General features: G+C 33.6%; 21 protein-coding genes. 5 read left to right on the top strand and 16 right to left on the bottom strand.

The features are described 5' to 3' along the window. Window positions 1-118: 118 nt before the first annotated feature. From AC2CGR_RS19440 to AC2CGR_RS19395, 10 genes are all read right to left on the bottom strand, one after another. Complete coding sequence (locus AC2CGR_RS19440) at window positions 119-2,539, bottom strand: heavy metal translocating P-type ATPase (protein WP_087966452.1); 2,421 nt, start codon at window positions 2,537-2,539, stop codon at window positions 119-121. Window positions 2,540-2,634: 95 nt separating this feature from the next. Beyond that, window positions 2,635-2,841 carry a copper chaperone CopZ gene (copZ, locus tag AC2CGR_RS19435; RefSeq protein ID WP_000436973.1) on the bottom strand — a complete coding sequence of 69 codons (207 nt, stop codon included), beginning with the start codon at window positions 2,839-2,841 and terminating at the stop codon, window positions 2,635-2,637. 204 nt (window positions 2,842-3,045) lie between these two features. Then, the gene (locus AC2CGR_RS19430; protein ID WP_000349636.1) at window positions 3,046-3,348 is read right to left on the bottom strand and encodes a metal-sensing transcriptional repressor; all 303 of its coding nucleotides are present in this window, start codon (window positions 3,346-3,348) and stop codon (window positions 3,046-3,048) included. A 292-nt stretch (window positions 3,349-3,640) separates the two neighbouring features. Continuing rightward, window positions 3,641-3,868, bottom strand: coding sequence for a hypothetical protein (locus AC2CGR_RS19425; RefSeq protein ID WP_071716246.1), 228 nt, complete (start codon window positions 3,866-3,868; stop codon window positions 3,641-3,643). A gap of 331 nt (window positions 3,869-4,199) precedes the next feature. Then, on the bottom strand, window positions 4,200-5,027 hold the full coding sequence (locus tag AC2CGR_RS19420) for an alpha/beta hydrolase (protein ID WP_484481069.1): 828 nt from the start codon (window positions 5,025-5,027) through the stop codon (window positions 4,200-4,202). A gap of 16 nt (window positions 5,028-5,043) precedes the next feature. Then, complete coding sequence (locus tag AC2CGR_RS19415; protein WP_087966447.1) at window positions 5,044-5,865, bottom strand: ABC transporter ATP-binding protein; 822 nt, start codon at window positions 5,863-5,865, stop codon at window positions 5,044-5,046. A 14-nt stretch (window positions 5,866-5,879) separates the two neighbouring features. Next, a complete protein-coding gene (locus tag AC2CGR_RS19410) occupies window positions 5,880-6,902 on the bottom strand; it encodes a FecCD family ABC transporter permease (RefSeq protein ID WP_484481068.1) in 1,023 nt (340 codons plus the stop codon). Beyond that, complete coding sequence (locus tag AC2CGR_RS19405; RefSeq protein ID WP_484481067.1) at window positions 6,895-7,902, bottom strand: FecCD family ABC transporter permease; 1,008 nt, start codon at window positions 7,900-7,902, stop codon at window positions 6,895-6,897. Before AC2CGR_RS19405 ends, AC2CGR_RS19410 begins: the two co-directional genes overlap by 8 nt. Before the next feature lie 27 nt (window positions 7,903-7,929). Next, the gene (locus AC2CGR_RS19400; RefSeq protein ID WP_060631908.1) at window positions 7,930-8,895 is read right to left on the bottom strand and encodes an iron-hydroxamate ABC transporter substrate-binding protein; all 966 of its coding nucleotides are present in this window, start codon (window positions 8,893-8,895) and stop codon (window positions 7,930-7,932) included. Between the two features lie 299 nt (window positions 8,896-9,194). Further along, entirely contained in the window at window positions 9,195-9,953 is a 759-nt protein-coding gene (locus AC2CGR_RS19395) for an exodeoxyribonuclease III (RefSeq protein ID WP_484481066.1), read from the bottom strand. A gap of 154 nt (window positions 9,954-10,107) precedes the next feature. Between AC2CGR_RS19395 and adaA the strand changes: the two genes are divergently transcribed. From adaA to AC2CGR_RS19380, 3 genes are read left to right on the top strand one after another with little or no spacing between them, the layout of a single operon-like run. Beyond that, the gene (gene adaA / locus AC2CGR_RS19390; protein WP_087966438.1) at window positions 10,108-10,698 is read left to right on the top strand and encodes a bifunctional transcriptional activator/DNA repair enzyme AdaA; all 591 of its coding nucleotides are present in this window, start codon (window positions 10,108-10,110) and stop codon (window positions 10,696-10,698) included. Continuing rightward, on the top strand, window positions 10,685-11,215 hold the full coding sequence (locus AC2CGR_RS19385) for a methylated-DNA--[protein]-cysteine S-methyltransferase (RefSeq protein ID WP_484481065.1): 531 nt from the start codon (window positions 10,685-10,687) through the stop codon (window positions 11,213-11,215). The genes adaA and AC2CGR_RS19385 overlap by 14 nt, the downstream gene beginning before the upstream one ends. Beyond that, window positions 11,212-12,123, top strand: a complete 912-nt coding sequence (locus AC2CGR_RS19380; protein ID WP_270184871.1) for a DNA-3-methyladenine glycosylase family protein — start codon at window positions 11,212-11,214, stop codon at window positions 12,121-12,123. Before AC2CGR_RS19385 ends, AC2CGR_RS19380 begins: the two co-directional genes overlap by 4 nt. A gap of 36 nt (window positions 12,124-12,159) precedes the next feature. On the opposite strand, the gene pepT is transcribed toward AC2CGR_RS19380, so the two are convergent. Further along, window positions 12,160-13,392: a peptidase T gene (gene pepT / locus AC2CGR_RS19375; RefSeq protein ID WP_087966432.1), complete on the bottom strand. Its 1,233-nt coding sequence runs from the start codon at window positions 13,390-13,392 to the stop codon at window positions 12,160-12,162. A 184-nt stretch (window positions 13,393-13,576) separates the two neighbouring features. On the opposite strand from pepT, the gene AC2CGR_RS19370 reads away from it, so the two are divergent. Next, window positions 13,577-14,215: a YczE/YyaS/YitT family protein gene (locus AC2CGR_RS19370; RefSeq protein ID WP_087966430.1), complete on the top strand. Its 639-nt coding sequence runs from the start codon at window positions 13,577-13,579 to the stop codon at window positions 14,213-14,215. Between the two features lie 91 nt (window positions 14,216-14,306). Here AC2CGR_RS19370 and AC2CGR_RS19365 read toward each other — a convergent pair whose 3' ends face one another. The 4 genes from AC2CGR_RS19365 to AC2CGR_RS19350 form a co-directional block, all read right to left on the bottom strand. Next, the gene (locus AC2CGR_RS19365; RefSeq protein ID WP_484481064.1) at window positions 14,307-14,624 is read right to left on the bottom strand and encodes a hypothetical protein; all 318 of its coding nucleotides are present in this window, start codon (window positions 14,622-14,624) and stop codon (window positions 14,307-14,309) included. 324 nt (window positions 14,625-14,948) lie between these two features. Further along, window positions 14,949-15,524, bottom strand: a complete 576-nt coding sequence (locus AC2CGR_RS19360; protein ID WP_087966426.1) for a histidine phosphatase family protein — start codon at window positions 15,522-15,524, stop codon at window positions 14,949-14,951. Window positions 15,525-15,613: 89 nt separating this feature from the next. Beyond that, entirely contained in the window at window positions 15,614-16,429 is an 816-nt protein-coding gene (locus AC2CGR_RS19355; protein WP_484481063.1) for an alpha/beta fold hydrolase, read from the bottom strand. Window positions 16,430-16,648: 219 nt separating this feature from the next. Next, entirely contained in the window at window positions 16,649-17,038 is a 390-nt protein-coding gene (locus AC2CGR_RS19350) for a VOC family protein (RefSeq protein WP_087966422.1), read from the bottom strand. A 428-nt stretch (window positions 17,039-17,466) separates the two neighbouring features. On the opposite strand from AC2CGR_RS19350, the gene AC2CGR_RS19345 reads away from it, so the two are divergent. Beyond that, complete coding sequence (locus AC2CGR_RS19345; protein ID WP_270184869.1) at window positions 17,467-20,187, top strand: putative bifunctional diguanylate cyclase/phosphodiesterase; 2,721 nt, start codon at window positions 17,467-17,469, stop codon at window positions 20,185-20,187. 99 nt (window positions 20,188-20,286) lie between these two features. Here AC2CGR_RS19345 and AC2CGR_RS19340 read toward each other — a convergent pair whose 3' ends face one another. After that, a complete protein-coding gene (locus AC2CGR_RS19340; protein WP_270184868.1) occupies window positions 20,287-21,351 on the bottom strand; it encodes an undecaprenyldiphospho-muramoylpentapeptide beta-N-acetylglucosaminyltransferase in 1,065 nt (354 codons plus the stop codon). Between the last annotated feature and the right edge of the window lie 30 nt (window positions 21,352-21,381).

The following is a 21,381-nucleotide window of genomic DNA, read 5'->3' as shown; positions in this document are numbered from 1 at the left end:
CTACAATTCAATATTTCTGCTTTATTATATCTTTTTTCTTTCTATATAAACAAAAAACAATACTTATTTCAAAGTATTGTTTTTTGTTTAAAAGCATATGCAATTACTCTATAGATTTTCATTTTTTTAATCTCACTCTTTGCAATCGTAATGCATTTAATACGACCGATACAGAACTAAATGCCATAGCTGCTCCTGCAACCCAAGGTGCTAAGAAGCCGAACGCTGCAATCGGGATTCCTAAGCCGTTATAAGCTAGTGCCCAGAATAAGTTTTGCTTAATATTTCTTATCGTCATCTTACTCATAAAGATTGCATCAGCAATACTATTTAAATCACCACGGATTAACGTAATATCTGCTGCTTCCATCGCTACATCCGTTCCCGTTCCAATTGCCATACCGATATCCGCCGTTGCAAGAGCAGGAGCATCATTTATCCCATCTCCAACCATTGCTACTTTCTTACCTTGCGCTTGCAATTTTTTCACTTCTTCTGCTTTTCCTTCTGGTAATACTTCTGCAATTACGTGATCAATACCAACTTGCCCCGCAATTGCCTGAGCAGTTTGTGTATTATCTCCTGTAATCATAACAACGTCTAGACCCATTTTCTTAAGTCTTGCGATAGCTGATTTTGAAGTATCTTTTACAGTATCTGCAACGGCAACTATACCAGCATATTCTTTATTGATCGCAATAAGCATTGCTGTTTTGCCTTCTCGTTCTAACTCTTCCATTGATTTAGAAACTTCTTCAATATCAATATTGAATTTCTTCATTAATCGGCGTGTACCAATTAATAATTGTTTCCCTTCTACGACTGATTCAATACCGAACCCAGGAATCGCTTCAAACGTTTCTGAACTTGGAATATCAATTTTCTTTTCTTTAATTCCTTCTACAATCGCTTCTGCAAGTGGGTGTTCAGAATTTTTTTCTGCCGCACCTACTAAACGCAGTATTTCTTCTTCATGGAATCTATCTGCTACAATCACATCTGTTAACACAGGCTTCCCGTTTGTCACAGTACCTGTTTTATCTAGAATAACTGTATCTAATCGATGTGTTGCTTCTAAATGCTCTCCGCCTTTAAATAAAATACCATACTCAGCTGATCTTCCTGATCCAGCCATAATAGATGTAGGCGTTGCAAGACCTAATGCACATGGACAAGCGATAACAAGTACTGCTATCATTTTCTCAAGTGCTCCGCCAAAATCGCCTGGTGTAACAAATATCATCCACACTGCAAATGTGATAATAGCAATCGCAACTACAACTGGTACGAAAATACCTGAAATTTGATCTGCTACCCTTTGAATAGGCGCTTTTGAACCTTGAGCCTCTTCTACTACTTTAATAATTTGAGCTAATGCAGTATCTCTTCCTACCTTAGTTGCTTTCACTTTTAAAAATCCATTTTTATTCATTGTAGAACCGATTACTACATCCCCAATTGTTTTATCAACTGGAATACTTTCACCTGTTAACATCGATTCATCTATGGCTGACTTTCCTTCTACAATCTCACCATCTACTGGAATTTTTTCACCAGGCTTTACATAAACGATATCACCAACTACTACTTCTTCGATTAAAATTTTCATTTCTGTTCCATCTCGCACAACTGTAGCTGTCTTTGCTTGTAAACCCATCAACTTTTTAATTGCTTCTGATGAACGTCCCTTTGCTTTTGCTTCAAATAATTTACCTAAAATAATTAGTGTAATAAGTACCGCACTCGTTTCAAAATATAAATCTGTCATATGTTCCGAAGAACCGATAGATTGAATGCTTAAATATACACTATAGAAATAGGCGGCCGACGTTCCAAGTGCCACAAGAACATCCATGTTAGCACTTTTATTACGTAACGCTTTATAAGCCCCAACATAAAACTGTCCACCAATGATAAATTGAACTGGCGTTGCAAGAGCTAGCTGTACCCAAGGGTTCATAAGCATATCAGGTAAATAAATAAACGATGTAAATGAGAAGTGACTTACCATTGCCCATAGTAACGGAAATGATAAAATAAACGAAATAATAAACTTCTTCTTTTGTCGCTCAATTTCTTGTAAGCGATGATCAGTTGATTCATCTTGCTCATCTGATTTCACTTCCAATTTATATCCTAATTTCGTAATTGCACTCTTCATTTCATTTACATTAATTTCATCAGGATTAAAATCTACTGTAGCCGACTCCAAAGCGAAATTTACTGTCGCCTCGTTCACACCTTCTAACTTATTTAAACGCTTTTCTACTCTATTGGCACATGCTGCGCATGTCATTCCTGAAACAGTAAATTCAGCTTTATCACTTACAATTCCATATCCTAACGATTCAACTTTTTCTTTAAATTGTTGCGGATTTGTTTTTTGGGGATCATACATTATTTTGGTTTTTTCAAGTGCAAAATTTACATTTGCAGCATGAACACCTTCTACTTTTTTTAGACCTTTTTCAATTCTATTTGCACATGCTGCACATGTCATTCCTGATATTTGAAGATTGGCCTCTTTTTGTTCATTCATGTCTCTCACCTCTATATACCCTTATGAGGTATAATTATTAGCAAAATAAATCGTACTTCCTATAAAGTACGATTTATTTCCATATCTAAAAATAATTATTGAACATCGTATCCTTGATCTTCAATTACAGCAACGATATCTTTTAATGTTACAGCAGACGAGTCGATAGTAACTTCAACAGTTCCTTCTGCTAATTGAACTTTCACTTGCTCAACACCGTTTAGTTCTTTCACACTGCTTTCGATAGCATTTACACAATGTCCACAAGACATACCTTCAACTTGTAATGTTAACTGTTCCATTTAAAATCCTCCTCTTGTTTATTCATTGTTTGTTAATCACAACTTCATCTTACCATACCCCCCTAAGGTAATCAATGGTTTTTTGTCATGATTTTTCAATTATTTTCTAAAACTTTATATTACGTACACTTTTTCATATCAATACCCCGAAATCCTATATAAAGGTAAACAAAAAAAACAAGCCAGTTACATACTAGCTTGTTTTTACGCTTTTGAAAAACGTTCAAATACTGTCATTAATTCTTCAATCGCTTCGTCACCATTACCATCTTTAATAGCACCTGAAACACAATGACTCGTATGATTTTTGAGAACGCCCATTCCTACTTTTTTCATCGCTGCATTAATCGCTGAAATTTGCACTAAAATATCCACGCAATAACGATCATTTTCAATCATATTTTGAATACCGCGGACTTGTCCTTCAATTCTCTTCAATCTATTTATAATTTGCTCTTTTTCTTTTTCTGATCTATGTGTTACTGCTTCATGCTCTTTATGATCCATATTATCACCTTCTTAAAAGTTCTCTTCATCCAATAAAATAACTATTTTTTATGAGTATACCAATTATAGCATTAAATATCCATGCATGATACCCCATATGAGTATATTTCCACTTTATGATTATTCTTAACACATTGTTAGCTTCTCAGTCTCCATTTTCATTATACCCTTTCCTTTTTTCAAAAAACAATAATAAGCGGGGAGTGTCCATCCCCGCTTATTATTCATCCCAAAATATAAAAGTCTCCATCTTCACACGTGTAAATTGAGACTGTTTTCTTCCTATATATAATTATTGCTGATCACATACTTTTGTATCATCCACTACTGAAGTTCCTTCAACGGTTACCGTATGAAAACAATCATTTACACGAACTGTCACAACATTATCTTGCCGATCAATGATATGATATTCATTAAAATTTTTGTTCAGAGCACTACGAATCTGTTCTCCTTCATAAATTGGGATGCCATGCGATAGAACCCAAATAAGTCCAGCAATAGCAAGAATAGTTTTCATACGATCTACCTCCTTGAGAATATAGTGAACTTTTCATCCATGCTTTTTCAGCTCTACGAATCATGATTGGAATGAACCAAGCCTTTTTGAAATAAGTTCATTGCGTCTATTTTATGTTTATGCTAATTGTGACCGAATTGTGACAACTTTTTGTCTCTTTAGACGAAAAGTTGAAACAAAACTTTCAAAAAGGACAATTCTACTTGTCAAAACAAAAGGCTATGGAGAAATTCTCCATAGCCTTTTGTTTGCATTTTATTAAACAATCGTTCCACTAAATAACCTACTACAGATCATAGAAAAATTTAGATTCACTCAAATCACTAACCGTTTAATCGATGGATATGTAACTAATAAATCTCAACCCTTTACTTAAAGAAGTCGGCACAACAGACGCATGATTCTCCCCCTCAGCCTCATAAAACGTAAATCTAAACTGATCGTGTTTTACCTGAAGAAGACGCTCTGACAATTCATTTGCACCTACAACCATATGGTCTCGTTCTAGTGAACCAACTGTAAGAAATACCCCTGTTTTAACCTTTGCATTGTTTAATTGATTTATGAGATTTTCTTCTTTTTCAAGCACAGATTGGTTATTCCACCAAATAGATGGACTACTAATAAAATAATTTTGAAAGGCATTTACGTTTGTAAATAATATATGTAAAGCAAATAGGCCACCTAAAGAATGCCCAAATAGTGTTTGCTTTGCTTTATCAATTTCAAAATTCTTTTCAATTTGCGGCTTTAATTCTTCTTCAATAAAAGTAAAGAAATGATGTGCTCCTCCTGTTTTAGGCCAAGGTTTACCATCTGGTTTTAAAGCCGCATCTTTTGAAATTACGCTAGGCGTAAAATCATAACATCTCTCTTCACCTGAAAACGCCCCTTCGATTGGATAACCAATACCTACTATAATGGCTGATGAAACACCTGTTTTTTCTGCTCTAACTGATTGTATTTTAACCGCTTCATGGAATGTTTGAAAAAAGGCATTGCCATCTAGTACATATATAACAGGATATCCTGCCTCTGGTGCTGGCTGCCTCGGCTTTGAAATATGAATTTGATATTCCTTACCGTCTAATTTTGAATACATGTTCCACTGTTCGGTATTAGATGTTATAATCTGCCGTTTTTTAATCATAGTGTTCATCTTATATCCCCCCTTCTTAACTCGTCACATATATTTCCACTTTTTCTTCTTGAGGTACAACGCTATCATAACCGAAACAAACAGGAGACCCATTATATGGATCAATCATGACACGTGCATCAATATGAAATACTTCTTTTAACACTTCATTTGTAATGATGTCTTCTGGGATACCAGTTGTAACGATTTTCCCTTCCTTCATTGCAATAATCTCATCTGAAAACCTTGCTGCATGGTTAATATCATGTAGTACCATTACGACTGTACAATTATGTTCTTTATTTAACTTCTCCACAATTTGTAATACATCTAATTGATGAGACATATCAAGATATGTCGTTGGTTCATCTAGTAGTAACACTTCTGTCTCTTGTGCTAAAACCATCGCTAGCCATACCTTTTGCCTTTGACCACCAGATAAATTTGCTATTTGTCTCGTTCGAAATTCAGATGTTTTCGTTATATCTAAAGCCCAATCAATCATCTCTTTATCTTTTGAAGTTAACTTATTTACGTTATTTCGATGTGGATATCGTCCATAAGAAATTAATTCTTCTACTTTAAGCTCTCCTGGCGCAATTGGAGTTTGCGGAAGTAAAGCTAACTGCTTCGCAATTTCTTTCGTTGGAATTGTATGTAAATCCTGTCCTTGTAAATAGACTTTACCGCTCTTTTGCTTTAAAATTCTTCCCATTGTTTTTAACAGTGTGGATTTACCGCACCCGTTTGGTCCTATAATTGTCGTTACTTTTCCTTCTTGTATTTCCACATTTAAATCGCGAAACACTGTAAGCTTTTCATAACTCGTTTCTAAATTTTTTGCACTTAAAATACTCACTTTTATTCCTCCTCTTACGCTTTCGCCTTATAAAGTAAATATAAAAAATACGGTACACCGACAATAGAAATAACGATTCCAACTGGTAACTCTACAGGTGTGAAGACTGTTTTTGCAATAAAGTCTGAAGCAATTACAAGGAACATTCCGATTACTCCGCACGTAGGAATAATATGCTTATGCTGAATACCAACAAGTCTTTTCGCTATATGCGGTGCCATTAGTCCAATGAAACCAATACTTCCTGAAACTGCAACACATGCACTGACAAGTCCGATACTACTTAGTAGTAAAATAGATTTCTCTCTTTCTACTGAAACCCCTAAACTTGTAATACTTGTTTCTTCCAATTGAAATAAATCTAATAAGTAAGCTTTCTTTTGTATAAGCGGAATTAATATGATAAGCCACGGCAACATTGCAATAATATACTTCCAGTTTGCATTATATATACTCCCCGACACCCAAACTGCAGCCATCTCGAAATCAGTTGACTTCATTTTGAGTGATAGGTACATAGAAAATGCTCCAAATCCTGATCCAATCGCAATCCCTGTTAATAAAAGACGCTGCGAATCTAACTTACCGTTTTTCCAAGAAAACAGATAAATGATGATAGCTGCACCTAATCCGCCGACTAAACCAAACATCGGCATCATCATAATAGAAACCCAGTCTGTGCTCTTTAATTGTCCTTGAAAGAAAAACATAAAGATGACGATCGCTGTTCCTGCTCCCGCATTTACTCCTAAAATACCTGGGTCTGCCAGTCCATTTCTTGTAATCCCTTGAATTACAGCACCTGCAACGCCTAGGCCTAATCCTACTAATCCAGCAATTATGATGCGGGGAAAACGAAACTGAAAAATAACTAAATCATGGTCCGGTACTGGATCTATTCTAAGGAGTGTTTTAAATACATCTGTAATCGTAATGTCAAACGTACCATTCGTTAAACTAATATAAATAGCACATAGTATTAAAAATATAATAATCCCCATCGTCATTCCAAAACGTTGACTTGAACTTTTAAGCATGTCTCTCTCCTCCTCTTGTACGAATTAAATACAGGAAGAAAGGAATTCCAATTAAGGAGGTAACGACTCCAATCGGTGTTTCAAATGGATAGTTTACAAATCTACTTAAAACGTCACATAATGCTAAGAAAACGCCACCAATAACGCCTGCACATGGCAAAATCCACTTATAATCTACCCCAATTATAAAGCGAGTAATATGCGGAATAATTAAACCTACAAAACCAACTTTCCCCACTAAAGCAACTGCCGTTCCTGTTAAGAAAATAACTGATAAAATTGCAATCGCTTTAACTAATTTTGTACGTTGCCCTAGATTAATAGAAACTTCTTCGCCTAAAGAGAGAATCGTAATAGATTTTGATATTAACAGTGCTAAAATTATTCCAATTATCCCAAACGGTATCGTAATTTTAATAATATTCGGATCCACTTGATCTAATTTTGCATTAAACCAAAAACTAACATTTTGAGAAATTTGGAAATACGAAGCCATTGCAGCAGATACACTACTTAAAAATGTTCCAATAACTGTTCCGATAATTGCCAACCTAACTGGTGATAAGCCATTTTGAAGGAGTGAACCAAAACCAAATACGATACCGGCTCCTAGTGCAGAACCAATCATTGAACATACAACCATACCAATCGATGATATTCCCGGAAGAAAAATCATGCTAATTGTAATAACAAAGGCAGCACCATCCGTCACACCCATAATAGAAGGGGATGCAAGATAGTTTCTTGTCATCCCCTGCATAAGTGCTCCTGATATGGCTAGAAATGCTCCGACTAAAAGAGCTGCAACTACCCTTGGTAAACGTGAAGTAATAATAATATTATGATTTACATCACTTGAATCAAAATGAAATAATGCGTTCCACACCGTTTCAGCATCAATACTTTTCGCCCCATACAAAATAGAAAGTATAACCGTAAATAAGATGAGTATGGGTGCTATACATAATATAGTTACTGGTACTGCATTTGTTTTCTGCATATCATTCAACGCACCTTACTTAATATATTATTTAGATAAATTTTTCACTGCTTCTTTTAAGAATGCTGTTTTACTCCAAGCAGTACCACCTTGTGCCATTGGATCAACAACGTTTACAAATACTTTCTTTTCTTTCGCAGCATTCATACTTTGCCAAATTGGATTCTTTTCAATTTCTTCTAGCACTTTCGGGTTTTTATTTTCAGTTGTCTCATATTGTAAGAAAATATAATCTGGGTTTAGTTCAGCAAGTTTTTCAAATGAAATTTTCTCTTGTGCTTTTACAGTTTTCAATTGTTCTGGAGCAGTTAATCCAAGATCTTTATAAATTACAGGGTTGAAGTATACTCCTTCTGGGTATAGGAATAATTCGTTTGCTCTAAGTCTAATAACAAGTACTTTTTTGTCTTTTAACTTATCTCCTAGTTTTGCTTTTGCTTTTTCAGCGTCCGCATTATAATCTTTAATAATTTTTTCCGCTTTATCTTTTTTACCAGTTAATTCTCCCATTAACTTTAAGTTATCTTCCCAATTTGTTGAAACGTGTGATACCGGGAATGTAGGAGCTACTTTCGTAAATTTTTCAGCTGTTTCTGCTGGGAATTTCGTACTTGATGTAATCACATCTGGTTTTAATTGAAGTAATGTTTCGAAATTTGGTTCCATTTTCTCACCAACAGATTTCGCACCTTCTAAATCTTTTTCAAGATACTTCGGTAATTTGCCACCAACAGTAATGGCACCAACTGGTTTAATTCCAAGTACTGCTGCATCTTCCATAGACTCTAAACTAGCTGTCGCAATTTTATCTACTTTTGCTGGTACTGTATATTCTTTACCTAAATATGTAATTTTTCGTTTTTCGTCTTTTTTCGTTTCCGTAGCTTTTGTCTGCTGCTTCTGCTCTCCTGAAGTCTTATCCGCACTATTACATGCTGCTAGTCCTACACTTAAAACTGTAACCATCCCTAATGTAAATAACTTCTTATTCATCTTTATATATCTCCTCTCGAATTTTTAAAACTATATTCTCAATAAAATTTAACTATATGAAACTTGTCTCACATATATATTTCATTAGATTAATAATTCTATCCAGAACTCATTCTCGTTCACTTCCCCTAAGCTATAATTCTTTTACACCCCATCCATTGATAATCCTTTTCATTGATAATGATTATCGTTACTAAGTATATATTTAATATGCGATTATTTCAAGAAAGATTTGAAAAATTTTAACAAACTGAATTAAAAAAGAAGTATCCGCCTAATATTAGGGGGATACTTCTTTTTTAGAAATTTATATGTAATTCAACTGGGCAATGGTCTGAACCCATTACTTCACTATTAATTTTCGCCTCTGTTATTTGGTCTTTCATTCTTTCGGAAACAACAAAATAATCTAAACGCCATCCAATATTTTTTGCTCTCGCTCCCATTCGATACGACCACCACGAATATGCGCCTTCCTGATTAGGATATAGATAACGATACGTATCAATAAATCCTTCTTCTAAAATACATGTAAACTTCTCTCTTTCTTCATCAGAAAACCCAGGATTTTTACGATTACTTTTTGGATTTTTCAAATCAATTTCTTTATGAGCAACGTTTAAGTCTCCGCAAAAAATAACTGGTTTTTTCTCATCTAATCCTTTAATATATGCACGGAAATCATCTTCCCATTTCATTCTGTAATCTAATCGTTCTAATCCTCGTTTTGAATTTGGTGTATATAACGTAATGATGTAAAAATCTTCGAACTCTAAAGTAATAACCCGTCCTTCTTGATCATGCTCTTCAATGCCTAAACCATAAGTAACAGAAAGTGGTTCTTTTTTCGAAAAAATAGCCGTCCCTGAATATCCTTTTTTTACAGCATAATTCCAGTATGTATAATATTCTTCTAGATTTAAATCAATTTGCCCATCTTGTAATTTAATCTCTTGTAAACAAAATATATCAGCATTTGATTCCTCGAGATATTCTAAAAATCCACCTTTTGCAATCACTGCTCGCAAACCATTTACATTCCACGAAATTAACTTCACTTATAGTCCTCCTCTTGATGTTTCTTTCCAAATTTCATGCTATCACAAAATAGAAAAACAATCATATTTTCACCTTTGTAATCTTGCTCTTACATTTATGAATACATACATACGCACTTTATTCAGGTTATACTAATTTCAGAGGTGATGTTCTTTGCACAATGAAGGAGTTACGTTAACAAATGAACATTGGCAAGCAATTATCCATAATGATTCTTCCTATGATAGCAAATTCTTTTATGCTGTGAAATCAACTGGAATCTTTTGCAGGCCATCATGCAAATCAAGAATACCGAATAAAAACAATGTACGAATTTTTCATCATGCAGAGCAAGCATTAAATGAAAACTTTCGCCCGTGCAAACGTTGTAAACCAAATGGTCTCACTTTACCTAATGAAGAGTGGGTAGAACAAATAAAAGTTTATATCGAAAAACACTTTAATGAATTATTAACTCTCGACATACTTGCGGAAATGTGCCATGGTAGCCCCTTTCATTTACAACGCACTTTCAAAAAAATGACAGGAATAAGTCCAATAGAATATATACAGCGGTTCAGAATTGTTAAAGCGGCAGAACACCTTTTACAAACCAATCAATCCATTAAAGAAATTAGTACTGCTGTCGGGATAGAAAACCCAGAGTATTTCGCAACTTTATTTAAAAAGAAAACCGGATTTACGCCTACTGAATATCGAAAAAAGAATGAAATGAAAGAGGGATACAATAATGAATTCCTATAAAAATAAGTTTATATATTGGACGCTACTTACACATAAACATTTTCAGTTTCATATTGCTGCAACTGAAAATGGACTATGTTTCATTGGGTCTCAAGATGAAAACTTTGAAGAACTCAATATATGGGCTAGAAAAAAATTGCCCCAACATATTTTGACCTGTAATCCCAATTATCTACAAACATATACGAAAGAATTTATCGAGTATTTAGAAATCCAGCGAGAAGCTTTTACATTCCCTATCGATGCTTACGGAACTGAATTTCAATTATCTGTTTGGAATGCGGTACGTGAAATTCCTTATGGGAAGACATATTCTTATTCAAAAATTGCCAAAATAATACAAAAGCCTACTGCTGTGCGTGCCGTTGCTACCGCTATTGCTGCCAACCCTCTCCTTATTACCATTCCTTGCCATCGTGTTATTGGAAAGAATGGTAAACTAACCGGCTTTAGAGGCGGATTAGAAATGAAGAAAGCGTTGCTTACATTAGAAAAGTCGCAGGTAGCATGCATATGACAGCTAACTATACTAACGCATTAATTTTAGCAGTTCCAACAGAATTTAGTTTCCAAGAAAATTTACGCTATTTATCACGTTCTAACAATGAATGTATGTTCCACATTGAAGATAACAAAATTTATAAAGTTATCCCTGTTCACGATGTAAATCCTTTAGTTGAAATTAGTATGAATATAGATGGAAATATTCAAATACGTTTTTTAGAAGAATTATATACATCTGAAGAATCGATACACGAAGCTATAGCTAACTATGTGAACGAGTGGTTTGATTTAACTACTGATTTAGCTCCCTTTTATACATTGGCTAAACATGATGTACTCCTTCAAAGACCAATTGAACAATATAATGGCCTTCGCACCTTAGGTATTCCAGACTTATTTGAAGCACTTTCCTGGGGAATTATCGGTCAACAAATTAACCTCACATATGCTTATACGCTAAAAAGAAGATTAGTCGAGACATTTGGAAGTTATGTAGAATGGAACGATAGAAAACATTGGATATTCCCTTCTCCTGAAACGATTGCCAATTTACACGTAGAAGATCTCAAAAATTTAAAAATGACGACTCGAAAGTGTGAATATTTAATCGGTATTGCAAAGCTTATTACAGAAGGAAAACTATCAAAAGAATCTTTACTACAAACACAAGATGTAAAGATTGCTGAAAAACAATTAACTGCTATACATGGTGTAGGTCCGTGGACTGCCCACTATGTTTTAATGCGCTGTTTACGATTCCCTTCCGCTTTTCCAATTGACGATGTTGGTTTGCACAATGCAATTAAATGTATAACAGGTTCCGAAAGTAAACCGACTAAAAAGGAAATAAAAGATTTTGCGGCAAATTGGATCAACTGGGAGTCTTACGCAACATTTTATTTGTGGCGAGTATTATACTAAAAAACCAAGTAGCGTGTTTGCACTACTTGGTTTTTTTTAAGCTTGTTCTTCAAATCGTCTTGCAATTTCTATAATAACTTGAACCGCTTTTTCCATAACATCTACCGAAACATACTCAAATTTACCGTGATAGTTTTCACCACCTGTGAAAATGTTTGGGGTTGGTAATCCCATATACGATAATTGTGATCCATCTGTTCCACCGCGAATCGGATGAATATTTGGTTCGATATTTAAACTTTTCATTGCCTCATATGCAATATCAACAATTTCTCTCACTGGTTCGATTTTTTCAAGCATGTTATAGTATTGATCATTCATTTCTAAAACGACTGCATCTTGTCCATACTTCTCTTGCATTTGCTTCACAATAGTTTCAACGTCATGTTTACGCGCTTCAAAATTTTCACGATCAAAATCTCGAATAATATAATATGCTTTACTTTGCTCAACATCACCATTTAAAGAAAGTAAGTGATAGAATCCTTCATACCCCTCTGTATATTCTGGTGCCTCTTCTACTGGTAAATAGCTATTAAACTCCATCGCAAGTTTAGTTGCGTTACGCATTTTATTTTTCGCTGTTCCAGGATGTGTATTCGTTCCGTTAAACGTTAACTTAGCGCCTGCAGCATTAAAGCTTTCATACTCTAAACCACCTAATGGACCTCCGTCCATCGTATAAGCAAATGATGCACCAAACGCTTCTACATCAAAATGTGCTGGGCCGCGGCCAATTTCTTCATCCGGCGTAAACGCAACTCTAATTTTCCCATGTTTAATTTGCGGATTATGTATTAAATAATTCATGGCAACCATAATTTCAGTCAGACCAGCCTTATCATCTGCTCCAAGAAGTGTCGTACCATCAGTTGTAATAATGGTATGCCCTTTATATGATGGTAACTCTGGGAACTGTTCTGGTGTTAACACAACATTTAGCTCTTCATTTAACGTAATTGCATTCCCATCAAAGTTTTCATGAATTTGTGGTTTTACATTTTTTCCTGTAAAATCTGTTGCCGTATCTAAATGTGCTAAAAAGCCGATTACAGGAACATCCTTATCCGTATTAGCCGGAAGTGTCGCCATTACATACCCGTTATCATCCATTGTTACTTCTGTTAACCCAATTTCTTTTAACTCTTCAACTAATAACTTACCAAACTCAATTTGCCCAGGTGTTGTTGGCACTGTATGACTGTCTTCATTTGATTGTGTATCAATTTTTACATATCTCGTAAATCTTTCAATAAGTTCTTGTTTCAAATTCATTCACTCCCTTTTTTCTTCTTTCTCTATTATAATCCTTAAAACGAAATATTTTAACTTTTTTGGCTATGAAAATATATATTCCATTTTACATTTTCATAAACAATAAAAATTCATAATATTTGCTCATCACAACTCTAACATGTAACATACATAATTATAAATATGGGAGGTATTAAAGATGAGGCTAACTCTCTTTCGCTATTTTCTTTTTTTCTTAGGCTTAATTTTTTTTGGCCTTGGAAATGCTCTTGCAGTCAAAGTTAAATTTCTCGGTTTACATCCTTGGGAAGTTTTAAACATGGCTCTCTACCAAAAGTTTGGATGGACGATTGGTACGTGGAGTGTCATATGTGGGTTATGTCTCGTTCTCATTTCTTTACTAGTAGATCGAAAATATATAAATGTGGGAACATTTTTAAATGCACTACTTATCGGTCCGATTATGGACTTTTTCTTACAATCAAATATTCTTCCAAATGCTAGTGATTATTTATGGATAAACTTACTCATTTTATTTTCTGGTATTGCCATTACAGGTATCGGGGGAGGTATGTATGTTGCAGCTGGAATTGGAGCTGGACCTCGTGATGGATTCATGCTTACTATTTCCGACAAAACAGGACTATCTATTAGCCGTGCTCGAATCATTGTAGAATGCGTTGTACTAGTTATTGGATTTATGCTCGGTGGTCCTATTTTTATCGTAACTTTTCTATACACTTTTATTCAAAGTCCAATCTTTCAGCAATCATTTAAGGTATTTCAAACACTTTTACATACTTTACAAAACAAAGATAAAGTGAGTGAGCATATTTAAATTACAACTTAATACAAATAAATTCACCCTATTTACGATTCTCACCGCAAATAGGGTGTTTCTTTTTTATTTCATAATTTAAGAATATATACTACTCATTCACAATAAAAGTATATATATCATCATAAGTACAACCGTTTACTCTAATAACATACTTCCCGGGTTTACTAAAGCGAATTGTATATTTATTTAGCTGAATTGCTTCTTTATCTCCAGAAAGAACATCAATGCTTCTGCCACTTAATACATATAATTCATTTAGATTCATCGATACATCAATTGCATTGAAATTTCCCTCTTTCACTTGCTGTGCTTCCGCAGCACTTACACTTGGTTCTAAAAACAGTAGTCCACTTAATCCAATCGTTCCCGCTAAAGCAACTCCCGCAAACTTTTTAATCTGTTTCATCACAATTTCCCCCTTATAGATTTTGTGTAAAGGTGATTTGTCCCTTTACACCACAAAGCCTATATGTAATGAAATGAAAAGTAAACGGGGGACAGTAAGACAAAATTCTACATCTTTTTCTCCTATTGAATATAAATCCAACGTTTGGAATTTTGACACACTTAAAATTGTTTCCCTAAACCAATTTCCTCATAACTTATTCAAATACTGAATAATTACTTATTGATTTAACATTCTAAAAATAGTTGATAAAAATGCTTTCTATTTAAATAAGAAGATTTTGCTATAAAAGTAACTTTTACAATAAAATCCCTACAACCAATTTTATTCCGCTTTCCATATTCTCTCTACATTTATTAATTGCTCTTCTTTAAACTCCATCTTATATATATCTGGTTTTGACGTATTCATTAAAAATTCAAAGCCATATTGTTCATCAAAATAGTTCATCATTAATGTCATGACAAGCCCATGTGTACCAATTACAATTTTTCGCCCTTGAAAATCCATTAATATTTCCTTTAACACTTTCACTACCCGTCTCTGACAATCCTTATATGACTCTCCTTCCGTTCGTGCAAAGTCCGGATTAGAAAACATCTTCTTTACAAGTGGATACACTTCTTTATCTGATATAATCCGTTCCTCACTTGCAAACCTACATTCTTTGAGATTTTCATATACTATTATTTCTTTTTCATAGAAATTAGCTGCCCCTTCTATCGTTAACATAGCCCGATTATAAGGACTGGAAATAAAAGTATCAATCCTCTCCGCTTTTAATATGTCAGTTACTCTACTGGTATCCATATGTCCCTTCTCAGTTAACCCACGCATTCTTTCATTTCCTTCTAGTTTTGGTGATTCACCATGTCTAACCATATAAATATATGTGCTCATAATTTCTCCTTAAAATTATTTATAAGTTAATAAATCACGTTCATTTATCCCATTTCAACACTTAGGCGTAATTGTAATACTAAAATACTTTATAAAATGTACTGATTTGTTCGTCTAATCCATTCCCCTACTAAACTCTCAAATAATTCAGGCTGTTCAATTTGCAAATTATGCCCTGCCATATCTAACACCGCTAATGTCGCTCTTGGATAATCATCAATAATTTCTATAATATCTTGATAACCTACCGATATATCTTGTCTTCCGGCTAATAAAAGGACGGGTTTCTCATATTTCTTACGGTAAAAATCCATAGTAAGAGAGTAATTCTTTTGCAATCTTTCAATAAATTCATAATTAGCAATATCTAGTCCTGGCTTAATTTCCTCTTGAAATCGCTTATATGTATATTCATTTGCTATCACTGCTAGCTCACAAAATGCTTCTCTCTCCGTAGAAGTGAGTTGATTTAAAAATTCCTCATCTTGTAAAATTACTTGTTTATCTGGAAGGATCCTTTTTTCTGGCTCCGCTACAACAACAGGGCATACTAATAATAATCCGTTAACTCTTTCAAACAACTTTGTGAGTATTCCTCTGGCTAAATAGCCTCCATATGACTCTCCTACCAATAAAAATTCTTCAGTAGAAATGATTTCTTCAATAAATGTGATAAGCACTTCTACTACACGATTTGAACTATTTATCCAATCTGGAGCATTCGATTTTCCCATTCCAGGTAAATCAATATATATTCGCTTATAACCTTCATACTTTTGAAATACTGATTCCATACATTCCATCATTAACCTATGGTCAGGAGCACAGCCATGTATGATAATGACTGGTTTTCCTTCTCCAACAATTTCATAGTATATTTCTGCATCTTCAATTCGAAATAACATAAAAAAGCCTCCCTATGTTTACATTCCTTTTGAATGGCAACACTATCAAATTTATAAGAATACACGTTCTCAATTTACATCCCTTACAATTGATTGTCAAATTTAAATTTTCAGACTATAAACAAAAAGCTTCCTTCTATTTTTATTTCCTAGAAGGAAGCTGCTCTATTTTTACCCTATCATAATTTGAAACCTTGTTCTTATTAATTTCGTTATCCTTTATTCTTCTATTTTCATTAACACGATTCTCCAGCCATCTGGATCCTCTATCGTTATCCCCTTATCTTTCCAATATGGGTTCTCTGGTTCGACTTCATCATATCCCAATCCATGCAACCTTTTAATCACTTTTTTTATTTCACTATCTTCACGCATATAAAATACAAGTAAATTATCTTTTGTCGGAGCTGGACAAGGACTTCCATCTATATGTCTTGTAAATTCTAAATGATATTCTTCATCTGGGAGTCCAAACATGATCCCATCATAACCTTCATGATCGTAAAATTCACCTATACGTTTTAAGCCTACCCCTTCTTCATAGAATGCTATAACCGCTTCAAACTTATCCGTCGGACGTGCGATTCGAAACTTCACCCAATTTTTCATGCTTTTCCTCCCATACTAAAAATTTCAAAAACGTGTTACGTATTATTGTACATACGTAACACGTTTTTGAAATCACTCGTTAGTATGAGAATAGATACAAACAAAGGTCTTACTGAAAACAACTTTTACCAGCCAAAAATTAAACTTCAAAAAAGCCCTTATCATTTTATATGTAATTTTGCATCTCCACTTTCAAATCACAAAAAAAACTTTACAATTCAAAAGATGACTAAATATGCAATTTCTATTTAAAATCTTGATGCAGTATATACTATCAAATGAATTTTCTTCATTTTTAAGAGCAATTACATTTTTCAAAACTTTCCTTATAAACATGATTTTTATAAGGAAATCTGATACAATTCTTAAATAATATTATTATGTATAGATATTACGAATATAATGCATAATTAAAGAAGGTGATTTTATTGAAATTAAATAAAAATTTACAACTATGCATATTAATTACAACATTAATATGCTATTCAATCTATTTTATGTTTTTCTATCTGTTCCCTACTCATTTTTCAAATTCAGATGTACGCTTCGCTTCACTTATTGTTGAAGCTATTACATTTGTATCACTCATTTACTCTATATATTCTAAAAAAGTCAGTTCAAATCCATTTTGGGTGTGTATCACAATAGCAATTGGGAGTTTTTTATTAGGAAAAATAGTATATACATATCAAGATAGCTTCTTCGAAATTCCAATACATCGTTTTACTATTTCTGATGTATTTTACATGCTTTTTCTACTCTTCTGTCTTATCGCTTTCTGCTATAAAATCTTAAAAGAATGCGATAAATGGGAAAAAGCGTTCTTTATTTGTGATATATGCATAGTACTTACTTCCATATTCACATTGGAGTGGTATTTATTTAATCAACCAAATTTAAATATATTCTCTCTTTCACTAGGAGATGTTTTCCTTTCATTTCTATATCCAATTGCAGATTTATTATTTCTTCTACTAGGTGTTAGTCTCTTTTTCCGTCCAACCATTTTTAATTCCAAACGGAAAATTTACATCTTTATTTTTGTATTAATAAGTTCTGCAACTTTTAACTATATTTATTTTTATCTAAATAATCATTTATCAACTGAAACGATAACATTATTACGTCTTTTATATAGAATACCTATATTACTCATTGCAATAGCTGGATCTATTTCAGAAGATCATAATAGCCATAAAAATTATTTCATTGTTAACCCTATAATAGGAAAAAAGGCTCTAGTTGTATTTCCCTATCTTGCTGTTGCAATACTAATCGGTTTTACGTTAAAAGAACAAACATCATCTTCAACTCTCATTACGGGAAATTGTATTACTTTTATTTTCGTACTCATTCGTCATTCTATTGTACGTATGCAAAACAATTCCCTAACCAAACGTTTACAAGCATTTAATGCTCAACTAGAAGAAAAAGTTACTTTACGAACTTCTGATTTAGTTTATAAATCAGAGGCTCTATCTCAGAAACAACAAAAATTCAAATCATTATATGAATATCACCCTGATCCTATTTTTACAATTGATTTAAATGGCGTATTCTTAAATGTAAATAAAGCTGGAAGTATACTACTTGGTGCACCAACAGACGAGTTACTTGGTGAAACTTGTTTTTCGATTATTTTAGATGAAGATAAACATAAACTAGCATCAGCATTAGAAAAAGTGAAACAACAAGAATCGGCGTCCTTACAACTACGTTCTCAATATAAAGATGGCTTTACTTATTTTTTATACGTTACCATCATCCCTATTATGATAGACGGGCAAATTTCAGGAAGCTATATTATGGTGAAAGATATTACTGCACTAAAAAAACAGCAAGAAGAAATAAAATATTTAGCATTCCATGATACTGTAACGAAAATTGGGAACCGTGCGTTTTTCCATAAGAAATTAAAAAGAGCTATAAAAAATGCTAAAACGACAGAAAGCGAGTTTGCATTATTATATTTAGACTTAGATCGCTTTAAAGCAATCAACGATACACTTGGACATTCGGCAGGAGATCACATATTAGAAGAAGTAGCAAAGCGAGTCCAATCATGTCTTCCATCACATACTCATCTGTCAAGAATCGGTGGTGATGAGTTTACAATCTTAATTGAAAATTATACTGACGAATATGCCTTATTCGAGTTATGTAACCAATTATTTGAAAGCATAGAAAATCCGTTTGTTATACATGAGCATACATTAACTTTATCACTGAGTATCGGCATCGCTATTTATCCACATTCCGGAATCGATACCGCTACACTTTTGAAAAACGCTAATGTTGCAATGTATGATGCAAAGGCAAAAGAGCTTAACGCTGTCTCTATTTATGACGATGTAATCGCTAAAAAAATTGAAAGACGATTACGATTAGAAAAAGATTTACCAAATGCAATACAAAATGAAGAATTGTTCCTTTTGTACCAACCTCAAGTTGATAGTGAATCTAATAAAATTATCGGTGCAGAAGCTCTAATCAGGTGGAATCATCCCGAATTAGGCGTTATTTCTCCATACGAGTTTATTCCGATCGCAGAAGAAACACTACAAATTATTCCAATAGGAAAATGGACATTAGAGCAAGCTTGTGAGCAAATGAAACGTTGGCACGCACTCGGATATTCCCATTTAAAAATAGGTGTGAATTTATCTGCTAAAGAATTTGAACAAGAGGATTTTGTAAAGTCTATTTCTTCTACTTTAGCAAATACAGGTTTACCAGCAAGTTCTCTTGATCTTGAGTTAACAGAGCGAATTGCAATGATGGATGAGCGAGAAACATTGATAAAATTGCGTACATTAAAAAGTTTAGGGATTCACATTTCAATCGACGACTTTGGTACAGGCTATTCTTCGCTAGCTTACTTACCTTTATATCCGATCGATACGTTAAAAATCCCAAGAGAATTTATTACAATGTCTGAAACATGTGACGATGGAATGGAAATTATTAAGACAATCATCACATTAGCAAATACATTAGGAATGTCTGTCATTGCTGAAGGTGTAGAAACGAAAGAACACGTAAATTTCCTTCAAAAAAATAAATGTCGGTTTATTCAAGGGTACTATTATAGTAAACCTATCCATACGCATGCATTTACTGAACTATTAGAAATCGGTATTCACCTATAGTGCATAGCTAATTGGAATAAATAATAATGAATTGGAACAAATATAGTAAAAAGGAAAGAAGATACCTTCTTTCCTTTTGTTTTTCTATTTACATTTCTATTACTTCACCACTTCATTTATTATATCTATTAATTGATGAATCCCCTCATCATTTGTTTTCTTATATCCATTCATGTTTTGAATATATCTCTCCTTATTTGTATACAACTTATTTACTGCATGTATAAATGTATTCGTACTTACTCTGTCTTGGAGTATAACTTCCGCATATCCTTGCCGAGAAAAATATTCAGCATTTAAAACTTGATCTCCCCTACTGGAACTGTTAGTTAACGGGATAAGCAACATCGGTTTCTTCAAAAATAACAATTCAGAAATAGCAGTAGAACCCGCTCTGGAAACTACAACACTCGCCATATTTAGTATGTGCGGCAATTCTTCCCCTATATATTCGAATTGCATATAACCTTCCATGCCAATAGATGAATCTATCTTCCCTTTACCGCACATATGAACAATATTGAAATTTAATAACAATGTTTCCAAACTTTTTCTTACCATATCATTTATCCATTGAGCACCTTGACTCCCACCCATAATTAACAATACCGGTTTATCTTGCTTAAATTTACAATAGCTTCTTCCCCGCAATACGTTGCCTCTCTCAATTTCTTCCCTTACAATTGGTCCTACATAAACCTTCTTCTCATTACTTACATTTTCTCCTGTCTGAGGAAATGTTGTACATAGTTTTGTAGTAAAAGGTAATGCTATTTTATTTGCCAATCCTAACGTACTATCGGGTTCACGTATTATTACGGGTACTTTATTCATCCATGCTCCTATTACTACAGGAACGGAAACAAATCCTCCTGCCGAAAAAATAACATCTGGTTTTATTCGTTTCATTAATTTATAGCTTTGAATGCAACCTTTTATTATTTTAAAAGGATCTTTAAAGTTCTCCAAATCCCAATATCTCCTAAGCTTCCCTGTTGAAACAATATTGTATTTAACATTTTGAACTAATAGTTTTTCAATTCCATTTTGAGATCCAATATACTCAACTCCCCATCCTTTTTCCATAAATTTAGGAATCAATACTATATTAATCATTACGTGTCCGGCTGTACCGCCCCCAGTAAAGAGAATCTTTTTATTCATAATTTATATCCACCTTTATGATTAAAAATC

Source organism: Bacillus sp. LSHTCR4 (genome assembly GCF_057197025.1).
Note: the sequence above shows the minus strand (reverse complement) of the source record. Positions and strands in the feature narration are given on the sequence as shown.